The sequence below is a fragment of the Enterococcus pseudoavium NBRC 100491 genome (genome assembly GCF_001544295.1).
Lineage (GTDB): Bacteria > Bacillota > Bacilli > Lactobacillales > Enterococcaceae > Enterococcus_A > Enterococcus_A pseudoavium.
The window spans coordinates 1-12389 of the sequence record NZ_BCQF01000018.1 but is presented as its reverse complement, the minus strand read 5'-3'; the positions used below and the strand labels follow the sequence as shown (position 1 = coordinate 12389).

The following is a 12389-nucleotide window of genomic DNA, read 5'->3' as shown; positions in this document are numbered from 1 at the left end:
GTCTATGCTTCGACTTTTTTGGGTGAAACAAAACGTACGGCAATGATTGCGATGATACCAATAATTAGTGAAATAATTGTCGATAGTTCGAAGTTGTAAGAACCACTTTGCAAGGCACCGCCTAGATAACAAACGGCTTGTCCAATTGCGAAAGACCAAAATAATGTAACTAGGTATTTCATTAAGAGCACCTCTTTTCGCAGGAATTTCTAGGTTTAGTTTAGCATTTATTTTGAAAATGTAAAGAAAAGTCCAGTGTAAATAAGCAGAAAATCACGCAAAGTCCAATTTGTAATGTTTGTGGTATTGCGAATGAATTGAATTAGTAGAATAATATACGAACTAAGAATCAAACTAATTTTCAGATAAGAAAAATTAATTCATTAAACCGAAGTAGGATGTCAGTTCTACTTTTAGCAGTAAAAAGAAAAAGCCCAGTTTAGTAGAATGATATATGAACTGAGAATCAAACTAATTTTTCAGATAAGAAAAATTGATTCATTAAACCGAAGTAGGATGTCAGTTCTACTTTTAGCAGTAAAAAGAAAAAGCCCAGTTTAGTAGAATGATATACGAACTGAGAATCAAACTAATTTTTCAGATAAGAAAAATTAATTCATTAAACCGAAGTAGGAGGAAATCATGGACATCCCACAACTTTATACGAAAACTTCCTATTCATTATTGAAAAGTACGTTAACAATCAAAGAGTACGTGGCGGCGGCAAAGGCTCGTGGCTATTCAGCGATTGCAATCACCGATGAGAATGTCTTGTATGGCGCAGTCGAATTTTTTCAAGCCTGTAAGCAGCAAGCGATAGTTGGGATTATCGGTTTGGAGTTGGATTTTTTAATTGGAGAGACGGCTGAAAAGCTTTTACTATATGCTAAAAATGTAGCTGGTTATCAAGAGCTGATGCGCTTGTCTAGCACTCGAATGATGGCAGAAAAGCCTCAAACGTTGGCGGATTATCAAATTGAAGGAGAAAATTTAATTACGGTTCTGCCAATGGATAATTTGGCCGAGTCACCGGAAAATGTCTTACCCCATATAGTCGAGAAGCTCAAAGGCGAATTTTATTTGGGCGTTTCGCCAACTACGGAGGTCGCTGATTTACCCAATGATTTGACTAAAATCGCGCTTCATGAAGTAGCTTGTTTGGAAGCAACCGAAGCTTTTGCCATCAAGGTGATGAACCATATTCAAAGTGGAACCCAATTGCCGCGGGAGGAATTGACTAATCAATTAGGGGATAATTATTTAGTCGATATGCAGTCGTTGCTGACTCGTTTTACTGATGAAGCAGCTGTTAGGAATGCACAGCGACTTGTGGCGGCTTGTCAATTTGATTTACCATTGCATCAAAAATTATTACCTCATTACCCGGTACCGAATGGACAAACGGCTGAAGCTTATTTGCAGGAGCTGTGCTGGCAAAAACTGCCAGAACGGATTCAAAATGTTAGTGAAGAATACCGGCAACGACTCTCCTATGAATTAACGGTTATCCATACGATGGGTTTTGATGATTATTTCTTAATCGTTTGGGATGTGATGGATTATGTTCACCGCAGTCGGATTGTCTCCGGTGCGGGTCGTGGCTCAGCGGCCGGCTCATTAGTAGCCTATGTTTTGAGTATCACGGATGTGGATCCAATCAAATATAATTTACTATTTGAACGATTCTTGAATCCTGAGCGCAATAGCATGCCCGATATTGACTTGGATATTCCGGATAATAAGCGGAGTCAAGTTTTACAGTATGTCCACGAAAAATATGGTCACTTCCATGTGTCTCAGATAGCTACATTTGGAACGATGGCTGCCAAAATGGTTTTACGCGATGTTGGGCGCGTTTTTGGTTTGTCCCAAAGTGAAGCTAATCGCTGGTCCAAAGCGATTCCAAACCAACTGAAGATCACACTAAGCGCTGCCTATGAAAAATCTGAACCATTAAAACGCTTGGTCGCTCATGATGAGCGAAGTAGGCTCTTGTTCCAAACCGCCTTGACCTTAGAAGGACTGCCCCGTCATGTTTCGACTCATGCCGGTGGTGTCGTGATCAGTGATGCAAATTTATTGGAAATCGTGCCTTTACAAAATGGTTCCGAAGATATTTTATTGACTCAGTTTACGATGACCGATGTAGAGGCTATTGGTCTGTTGAAAATGGACTTTTTAGGTTTGCGAAACTTATCGATTATCGATAATGCGCTGCAAAATGTTCGCCGCGTTTATCAAGAAGACTTGAATCTAAAAACAATCCCGTTAGATGACCCTGAAACATTGGCGTTGTTCCAACGAGGGGCGACTAGTGGGGTTTTCCAATTTGAATCCGCGGGTATTCGCAAGGTACTGCGTAATCTACATCCGACCTCATTTGAAGATATCGTAGCAGTCAATGCCCTGTATCGGCCGGGGCCTATGCAAATTATTGATCAATTCATTGCCAGAAAGAACAGCAAAGAACCGGTGGATTTTCCGGATGCGTCAGTCCAACAAATATTAGCACCAACTTACGGCTTCATTGTTTACCAAGAACAAATCATGCAAGTTGCTGCTCAAATGGCTGGTTTTAGTCTAGGTGAGGCCGATATTTTACGGCGGGCGGTCAGTAAAAAGAAGAAAGAGCTATTAGATGAAGAGCGCCGACATTTTGTCAGCGGTGCAATTAGTCGTGGACACAGTCAAAAAAGTGCAGAAGAAGTTTATGATTATATCGAGCGCTTTGCTAATTATGGTTTCAATCGCTCCCACTCAGTGGCTTATAGCTTTGTAGGCTATCAAATGGCCTATTTAAAAGTTCATTATCCCGGTGCTTTTTATACAGCCTTGATGCAATCGGTCCGGAATGATCCAAAGAAATTGCGGGAATATATTGCCGAAGCTAATCGTGCGGGGGTAAAATTGTTGGCTCCAGATATTAATCGCAGTAATTATATCTTTACTTTAGTCGAAAAAAATTTGATTCGTTTCGGGCTAGATGCGATTAAAGGGATGCGACGTGATTTTGTCAGTGATATTTTGACGACTCGTAAAGAAGCCGGTCCTTTCAAGTCGTTGGATCAGTTCCTCTTACGGATCGAAACACGTTGGTTGAAGCAGGAATACATTGCTCCGCTGATTTTAATTGGAGCTTTTGATGAGCTACATGGCAATCGGCGAGAATTGGCTGATGGCTTGGAAGGCAAGATTCAAAACGTTCAGTATAGCGGGGGAAGTATGTCTTTATTAGATATTATGAGCTTGAAGGAACGACCTGCCGCTGATTATTCGTTAGCCGAGCGCTTGAATTACGAAGAGCAATACTTGGGCCTATATGTTTCTGGTCATCCGACCGAAAACTACCCGAAACTTTTAAAACAAAAGGATTTACGACCGATTACAGAGTTAGTTGTAGGTAAGCCAGCAAAGATTCTCTTCTATCTAAAGGAGATTCGTGAGATTCGCACAAAAAAAGGCGAACAGATGGCATTCTTAAGCGGAAATGATCAAAGTGGTGAAATCTCCTTAACACTGTTTCCTCAAACTTATCGGCGGTTGCGTGCAGATCTGGAAACGGAGCAGGTCTATCTAGTCCAAGGAAAAGTTGAGCGCAGTCGTTATGACCAAGCGCTACAGCTATTAGTAGAGGAAATGATCTTGGCCCAAACAGCGGAGGATCAACTTAGTGATCAGACACTCTTTTTAAGGGTTCAACAAAATCAAGACACGCCGGAAAGCCAACAAGCGATTGCCGATTGTTTGCAATTATCGCCAGGAAATGTGCCCGTAGTCATCTATTATGAAGAAAAACGACGAAAGATTGTGCTGGATAAAAAGTTTTGGATAGGGGTTAATGAGGCACTCTTAAATGCTTTACGTGACATATTAGGGGAACAAAACGTCGTAATAAGATGATTTCTTGTAACTTTCAAAAACTTTTTTCAAAATACCGGCTTTTCCTGAGGACATCCCAAGACTTTTGGAATGTTTTTTGGTAGAATGTACCATGAATTAAACGATGTACGTTTGTTTGAGAATACTTATGAGGTGAGAAAATGAAACGCATTGGAATTTTAACAAGTGGAGGAGACGCTCCCGGAATGAACGCAGCTGTTCGTGCAGTCGTTCGTAAAGCGATTTTTGAAGGCATGGAAGTTTATGGCATCAATTATGGTTTTGCCGGTTTAGTTGCTGGCGATATTCGTCGTTTGGATGTTGCTGATGTCGGTGACAAGATTCAACGAGGCGGAACTTTCTTATATTCAGCTCGTTATCCAGAATTTGCGACTGAAGAAGGTCAATTAAAAGGAATCGAACAATTGAAAAAATTCGGTATCGAAGGCTTAGTTGTTATCGGTGGTGACGGTTCTTATCATGGCGCGTTGGCTTTAACAAAACATGGCTACCCAGCTGTCGGTATTCCAGGAACAATCGATAATGATATTCCAGGAACAGACTTTACAGTCGGTTTCGATACAGCGATTAACACCGTTTTAGAATCTGTTGACCGAATCCGTGACACTGCAACTTCACACGTGCGTACATTCGTTATTGAAGTAATGGGACGTAATGCTGGTGATATCGCATTATGGTCTGGCGTTGCCGGTGGTGCGGATGAAATCGTCATCCCTGAACATGACTTCGATATGGAAAAAATTGCGAAGAAAATCCAAGCTGGTCGTGATCGTGGCAAGAAACATTGCTTGATCATCTTAGCTGAAGGTGTGATGGGCGGAAATGAATTTGCTGATCAATTAGCGGAATACGGCGACTTCCATACACGTGTCAGTGTATTAGGTCACGTTGTTCGTGGTGGTTCACCAACTGCACGCGACCGTGTATTAGCTAGCAAGTTTGGTTCATACGCAGTTGACTTATTACTAGAAGGTAAAGGCGGCTTGTGTATCGGAATTCGTGACAATGAAGTTGTTGCATCTGATATCGTTGATACATTAGAAAACAACAAACACAAACCAGATCTATCATTGTATGAATTAAATCATCAAATCTCATTTTAATCTCGTTAATAATAGTGAAGACTATATATTATAAACAATCAAGAACAAGAATGGAGCGTATTACGTAATGAAAAAGACGAAAATCGTTAGTACATTAGGACCAGCAAGTAACTCGGTTGAAAAAATCTCTCAATTAATTGAAGCTGGTGCAAATGTGTTCCGTTTCAACTTCTCACACGGAGATCACGAAGAACAATTATCACGTATGAACATGGTTCGTGAAGCAGTCGAAAAAACAGGGAAAGATGTTGGTATTCTTTTAGATACTAAAGGTGCTGAAATCCGTACAACTGTTCAAGATACAACAGACGCTGATTATGGTCGCGCTGGTTATATCGAATTTAACGTTGGCGATGAAACACGTATCTCAATGGATCCTGAATTAAAAGGAACAAAAGAAAAAATCGCTGTAACTTATCCAGGACTATTCGACGATGCTCACATCGGTGGACACATCTTGTTTGATGATGGCTTGATCGACATGGAAATCGTTGGTAAAGATGAAGCAAACCGTGAATTAGTAATGGTTGTTAAAAATGCTGGTATGTTAGGTTCTCGTAAAGGGGTAAATGCTCCTGGAATCTCAATCAACTTACCTGGGATTACTGAAAAAGATGCAGACGATATCCGTTTTGGTTTAGATAACGACATCAACTTTATCGCTGCAAGTTTTGTTCGTAAAGCACAAGACGTTCTTGATATCCGTGAAATTCTTGAAGAAAAAAATATGACACACGTGCATATTTTCCCTAAAATCGAATCACAAGAAGGAATTGACAATATCGACGAAATTATCAAAGTTTCTGATGGTATCATGATTGCTCGTGGAGACATGGGTGTTGAAATCGCTCCTGAATTAGTACCGATGGTTCAAAAACGCATCATCAAAAAATGTAACTATGCTGGCAAACCAGTTATCACAGCAACTCAAATGTTAGAATCAATGCAAGAAAACCCACGTCCAACTCGTGCGGAAGCTTCTGACGTTGCCAACGCTGTGTTTGACGGAACAGATGCTACTATGCTTTCTGGTGAATCTGCAAATGGTAAATACCCAGTTGAAGCTGTAGGTACAATGGCTCGGATTGATATGGAAGCTGAAGCTGCATTATCAGAATTAGGTTCATTCCAAATCAATGAATTCGATAAATCAAACGTAACTGAAACAATCGGTTTATCTGTTGCTCGCGCTGCGAAAAACTTAGGCGTTAAAACAATCGTTGCTGCGACTGAATCAGGCCATACGGCTCGGATGATCTCTAAATACCGTCCAGATGCTGACATCTTGGCTGTTACTTTTGATGAAAATACTAAACGTAGCTTGATGATTAACTGGGGTGTGTACCCAACTGTTGCGGAAAAACCAACAACAACTGATGAAATGTTTGACTTAGCTGCTCAAAAAGCGGTTGACTTAGGTTTTGCTAAAGAAGGCGACTTAATCTTGATCACTGCTGGTGTACCGGTTGGTGAACGTGGTACAACCAACGTTATGAAGGTTCAAATGATCGGTTCTAAATTATTAGAAGCACAAGGTATCGGCGAATCAACAGTTGTCGCTCATGCGGTTGTTGCTAAATCTGCCGAAGAAGCAATCAAAAATGCGAAAGATGGTATGGTTTTAGTTGTTCCAACAACCGATAAAGACTATATGCCTGCAATCGAAAAAGCAGCTGCTTTGATTGTTGAAGATGGCGGTTTGACTTCACATGCAGCAGTTGTCGGAATCGCTCAAGATATCCCTGTTGTTGTCGGAGCAAAAGACGCAACCTCAACAGTCGTTGATGGTGAATTAGTCACTGTTGACCCTCGTCGTGGAATCGTCTACCGTGGACAAACAACAGCAATCTAAATTTTAGATTGCGGGAAGCGGACCAATTCGTTGGTTCGCTTTTCTTCTTGCTTAAATGATTAAAAGAATAAATTAACTCAACAAAGCGCGTGATAACGTTTTTTATAGGTGTCAAGAAAATTTCATTGACAAAGAATTTTTACACCTGTATAATAGCGATTGTTGCTTAGAGGTGATGAATAATGAAATGGTCGATTGGCGAATTGCGCCGCTACAAAGAAGAAGCATTGAACTTTTCAGAAACGGTCGATGTAAATGATGCATTAACAGCACGGGATAAAGAAGTCTTAGCAGTTGCTCCAGTAACTGTCGAAGGAATCTTGTCGGTGGGAAAAAATGAATATATTTTACATTATCGCTTGAAAACAATTGTAACTGTTCCTTCAGCTCGCTCCTTGGAACCAGTTGATCTACCACTTGATCTTTCAGTGGATGAAGTATTCATGACTAGGGAGCAATGGTCTTCAATGGAAGAAGAACGAGACGAAGAGATTCTTGTCTTAGACAATGATACGATCGACTTGACAGATTCTATCGAAGATAACATTTTATTAGCGATTCCGCTGCAAGTCTTTTCAGAAGCAGAGCGACAATCCGATGAGTTACCAAAAGGAAACGATTGGGAAGTCGTGAGTGAAGAAGAGTATCTGCAGAAAAAAGAATCTGCTGAAACAATTGATCCTCGTCTTGCGAAATTATCTGAGTTATTCAATGAATCAGAGGATGACAAGTAAGATTGGAATAAAATGTATCAGTAATTGATACTTCATTTTACAAGGAGGTGTAACACCAATGGCAGTACCAGCTAGAAAAACATCAAAAGCTAAAAAGAACAAACGTCGTACTCACTACAAATTAACCATCAAAGGTTTGAACGAATGTCCAAACTGTGGCGAAATGAAGAAGAGCCATCACGTATGTGCCAACTGTGGCTACTATGATGGAAAAGATGTTATGTCTAAAGAAGCATAAGCACTTTTTAATAGAGAAAGTCAAAACCTCAAGACTAACCATGGAGTCTTGGGGTTTTTTTCTTGAATTAGCAGATCGCTTGTCTAAAGTTTTTCTCACTCCATTTCTATCATTAGATAAATTGCTATTATTGGAGAAAAATGGACGGGCTCATCTGATTTTTCTCAAATCAAGGAAGTTTTAGCTGCTTTTTAGATGAAAAACACTATTCATTTTCCATTCTCACTTTCTTAGGATATAATGAGAAACGTATCGAGAATTAGGCGACCGTTGCCTGCTTCGCTGTAAGTATTATGTTAGCAGTAGAAGCGAGGGACAGTTTATACGAATTGAAACATTCAGTAAAAAGGTTTCGGTAGTATGAGCTGGGGCTACGAGTCAAAATACGAACTAGGAGGATAATTATGTCAAAACAACAATTCGGTGTCGTGGGTATGGCGGTAATGGGGAAAAATCTAGCCCTAAATATTGAAAGCCGCGGCTATTCTGTCGCTTTGTATAATCGGACAGGCTCAAAAACAGAAGAGGTTGTTGCGGACCATCCTGATCGCAACTTGAAAGCAACTTTTTCAATTGAAGAATTTGTTGATTCAATCGAAAAACCACGTCGGATCATGTTAATGGTCAAAGCTGGCGCTGCTACTGACGCAACGATCCAATCATTATTGCCTCATTTAGATAAAGGGGACATTTTGATTGATGGCGGGAATACATTCTTTAAGGATACCATTCGCCGTAATGAAGAATTAGCCAACTCAGGAATCAACTTCATTGGTACGGGGGTTTCCGGTGGTGAAAAGGGTGCCTTAGAAGGTCCTTCAATGATGCCAGGTGGACAAAAAGAAGCGTATGACTTAGTAGCGCCGATTTTTGAACAAATTGCTGCTAAAGCTGAAGATGGCGAACCTTGCGTCACATACATTGGCCCTAATGGTGCTGGTCACTATGTAAAAATGGTGCATAATGGGATCGAATATGGCGATATGCAATTGATTGCTGAGTCTTATGACTTAATGAAACAACTATTAGGCCTGTCAGTTGATGAAATGGCAGAAGTCTTCTCAGAATGGAATAAAGGCGAATTAGACAGCTATTTGATTGAGATTACGGCAGATATCTTAACCCGTAAAGATGATGAAGGAACTGGTGAAGCGATTGTTGATGTGATCAAAGACGCTGCAGGAAACAAAGGAACCGGTAAATGGACTTCGCAAAGTGCTTTAGACTTAGGTGTACCATTACCATTGATTACTGAATCAGTGTTTGCACGTTTCATTTCTGCTTACAAAGACGAACGTGTCGCTGCCAGCAAAGTTCTATCAGCACCTGCTCCTTATAAATTCGAAGGGGACAAAGCAGAGTTGATCGAAAAAATTCGCGAAGCGCTGTACTTCAGTAAAATTATGAGCTATGCACAAGGATTCTCTCAATTACGCGCAGCTTCAAAAGAATTCGATTGGGATCTGCCATTTGGTGAGATTGCGAAAATTTGGCGTGCTGGCTGTATCATTCGTGCTCGTTTCTTGCAAAAGATTACAGATGCTTATGAAAAGGATGCGGATCTTGCGAACTTGATGTTAGACGATTACTTCAAAGAAATCACCGCTAAATATCAACAAGCAGTGCGTGAAGTTGTGGCGATTGCAGTTCAAGCAGGAATTCCAGTCCCTACGTTCTCTTCAGCAATCACTTATTATGACTCTTACCGGGCAGAACGTTTACCAGCAAACTTAATTCAAGCACAACGTGATTACTTTGGAGCGCATACTTATGAACGGACTGATAAAGCAGGAATTTATCACTACAGCTGGTATGATGAAGAATAGCATGAGTTATTTAACAGGTTCATGTAAGTAGCTATAGCTTTTTAATAATTTTAGCCCTATAATGGTATAGGTTTAATGAAAACAACTTGGAAAGGAACTAAAAAAATGAGTAATATTCTGATCATTGAAGATGAAAAAAATCTAGCTCGTTTTGTCGAACTAGAATTGAAACACGAAGGCTATGATACAGAAGTTCATTATAATGGTAGAACCGGCCTTGAAGCTGCTTTAGAAAGCGATTGGGATGCGATTTTACTTGACTTGATGCTTCCAGAGTTAAACGGTTTGGAAGTTTGCCGCCGTGTTCGCCAGGTGAAAAATACACCGATCATCATGATGACAGCGCGTGACTCTGTAATTGACCGCGTTTCTGGTTTAGATCATGGTGCCGATGACTATATCGTCAAACCTTTTGCGATTGAAGAGCTATTAGCACGTTTGCGTGCCTTACTTCGTCGAATCGATATCGAAGGCGACAAGAATGTTGCTAAACAAACGACCATTACGTATCGTGATTTAACGATTGAAAAAGAAAACCGTGTCGTGCGTCGCGGTAACGAAATTATCGAATTAACGAAACGTGAATACGAATTACTATTGACGCTAATGGAAAATGTCAATGTCGTTCTGGCCCGCGATGTATTATTAAACAAAGTTTGGGGCTATGAAACGGAAGTAGAAACCAACGTTGTTGATGTGTATATTCGTTACCTACGTAATAAAATCGATGTACCAGGTGAAGACAGCTATATTCAAACTGTTCGTGGTACTGGGTACGTTATGCGCTCATGAGAAAATTTATAAAGAAACAAAGAGAACTGAAAGGGCCCTCGCTTACCATCAAGTGGGCCTTTACAAGTTCTTTCTTTATATTCGTGGTGTTTACGATTTTTGCGGTGATTACCTATAAGTCATCCGTGAATTTAATCGTGACAAAAGAGCGAACCAACGTTGAACGCACGATCTCTGAAGTAACTTCTCGCTTAGCGAATGCTGATGAAGAGTTAACGTTGGTGAACACCTATCGAACGTTGACAGAAACAGATAACCGCGATAATTCCATGTACGATCAAAACATGACCTTAGAAGGCAATATGATGCGGATCGATGATTTTATTTCTGAGCTAGGACAACGCCAATTGTCATTAGATATTTATAACTTAGATAAAAAGTTGATTTTTAAAACACAGAAAGATTATCAGCCCTTAGTTCAGACAGAACATAAAGCGCCGACGATCGTGACTGTCGATGAGAAGAACGGATTCCTTTCTGTTGAGCCAATCTATTCTAAGAAGACACGAGAAAAGATCGGTTATGCCCAGATTTTCTATGAATTGTCTGATTTTTATGAAATGCGTAGTAAATTATTATTGACCTTGATCGTTTTAGAGATTGTCTCGTTGCTGTTAAGCAGCTTCTTAGGCTTTTTGCTGTCCTCTTATTTCTTGAAGCCAGTTAAAATCCTTCGAGATACAATGGAAATTATTCGACAGGACCCTCAGGCCGAAGTACGTGTGCCTGATATTACCACTAACGATGAGTTAGCTGATTTAGCGGTGATCTTTAACGACGTAATCGATCGTATTCGAATGTATATTGAGCAACAAGAACAATTTGTTGAAGATGTTTCCCATGAGCTTAGAACACCGGTTGCGGTGATCGAGGGACATTTAAACATGCTGAACCGTTGGGGAAAAGACGATCCTGAAATATTGGATGAGTCTATTCAAGCTAGCTTGCAAGAGCTCGTTCGGATGAAGAGCCTTGTCCAAGAGATGCTGGACTTGTCACGAGCAGAACAAGTAGATGTCTATTATGGAAATGAAACGTCTAAAGCAAAAGAAGTGACCTATCAAGTCTTTAATAATTTTAAATTGCTTTATCCCGAATTCACTTTTACGCTAGACGATGATTTAACTGGCGAGAAAATTTTGAAAATTTATCGTAATCACTTGGAGCAAATTCTGATTATTATTTTGGATAATGCCGTGAAATATTCAACGGATCGCAAAGAAGTGCATATATCTGTGTCATCGACGTTGAATGAGTTTGAAATAGCTATCCAAGATTTTGGTGAAGGGATACCAGATGAGGACATTGATAAAGTCTTTAATCGTTTTTATCGAGTTGACAAGGCTCGTGCTCGAACAAAAGGTGGAAACGGTCTAGGACTATCGATTGCTCATAAACTTTTAGAGAGCTATAAAGGGAGTATCAGTGTTGAAAGCTCCGTCGGAAAAGGAACAATTTTTAGAATTTTCATCCCAATGGTGGAAGAGAAAACAGCCGAGTGATATTCGGCTGTTTTTTTATGCGAAAGATTAGAAAGCATTTTATCAAGATAGCGTTATTTTTGTTTTAAAATCGAACGTTGTTTTAGACTTCTTGGCGAACGTTCGAGAAATGAAAAAGTTTCAAAAAAATTGCAAAAAATAGTTGCAAAATTGCTTGATGATTGCTATATTATTATCTGTTCCCAAGAGAAAAAAGCATCTCAAAAAAAAATAGAAATATTTGTTGACGGATGAAAAATCTTGTGGTATTTTTATAAAGTCGCTTGAACGAAATAGAAAGCAAACTTGTTTTTTTATCAAAAAGTTTTTAAATGAAAGTTGTTGACTTTTAAATAAAAAGCTGTTAAGATATAAAAGTTGCTGAAACAAAGCGGCAAACAATGTAGACCTTTGAAAACTGAACGAATAAAACAAACCAAATGTGTAGGGCGTTTCTTTTTTA

General features: G+C 39.8%; 10 protein-coding genes. 9 read left to right on the top strand and 1 reads right to left on the bottom strand.

Features of this window, described 5'->3' with window-relative positions:
* Positions 1-2 precede the first annotated feature (2 nt).
* Entirely contained in the window at positions 3-182 is a 180-nt protein-coding gene (locus tag EP1_RS09160) for a YjzD family protein (protein ID WP_067626685.1), read from the bottom strand.
* Between the two features lie 460 nt (positions 183-642).
* Between EP1_RS09160 and EP1_RS09155 the strand changes: the two genes are divergently transcribed.
* The 9 genes from EP1_RS09155 to EP1_RS13820 all read left to right on the top strand — a co-directional run bounded on the left by EP1_RS09155 (position 643) and on the right by EP1_RS13820 (position 12181).
* The gene (locus tag EP1_RS09155; RefSeq protein ID WP_067626683.1) at positions 643-3900 is read left to right on the top strand and encodes a DNA polymerase III subunit alpha; all 3258 of its coding nucleotides are present in this window, start codon (positions 643-645) and stop codon (positions 3898-3900) included.
* 140 nt (positions 3901-4040) lie between these two features.
* Positions 4041-5003 (top strand): 6-phosphofructokinase, encoded by a 963-nt coding sequence (gene pfkA, locus EP1_RS09150; RefSeq protein WP_067626681.1) that lies wholly within the window; start codon positions 4041-4043, stop codon positions 5001-5003.
* A 67-nt stretch (positions 5004-5070) separates the two neighbouring features.
* The gene (gene pyk, locus EP1_RS09145) at positions 5071-6855 is read left to right on the top strand and encodes a pyruvate kinase (protein WP_067626679.1); all 1785 of its coding nucleotides are present in this window, start codon (positions 5071-5073) and stop codon (positions 6853-6855) included.
* A gap of 182 nt (positions 6856-7037) precedes the next feature.
* Complete coding sequence (locus EP1_RS09140) at positions 7038-7589, top strand: YceD family protein (protein ID WP_067626677.1); 552 nt, start codon at positions 7038-7040, stop codon at positions 7587-7589.
* A 58-nt stretch (positions 7590-7647) separates the two neighbouring features.
* A complete protein-coding gene (gene rpmF, locus EP1_RS09135; protein ID WP_010740070.1) occupies positions 7648-7827 on the top strand; it encodes a 50S ribosomal protein L32 in 180 nt (59 codons plus the stop codon).
* A gap of 404 nt (positions 7828-8231) precedes the next feature.
* On the top strand, positions 8232-9653 hold the full coding sequence (gene gnd, locus EP1_RS09130) for an NADP-dependent phosphogluconate dehydrogenase (RefSeq protein ID WP_067626675.1): 1422 nt from the start codon (positions 8232-8234) through the stop codon (positions 9651-9653).
* Positions 9654-9758: 105 nt separating this feature from the next.
* Entirely contained in the window at positions 9759-10445 is a 687-nt protein-coding gene (locus EP1_RS09125) for a response regulator transcription factor (protein ID WP_010740068.1), read from the top strand.
* On the top strand, positions 10442-11947 hold the full coding sequence (locus EP1_RS09120; protein ID WP_067626673.1) for a HAMP domain-containing sensor histidine kinase: 1506 nt from the start codon (positions 10442-10444) through the stop codon (positions 11945-11947). The genes EP1_RS09125 and EP1_RS09120 overlap by 4 nt, the downstream gene beginning before the upstream one ends.
* Positions 11948-12016: 69 nt before the next feature.
* Complete coding sequence (locus EP1_RS13820; RefSeq protein WP_376716065.1) at positions 12017-12181, top strand: hypothetical protein; 165 nt, start codon at positions 12017-12019, stop codon at positions 12179-12181.
* Positions 12182-12389: the final 208 nt, after the last annotated feature.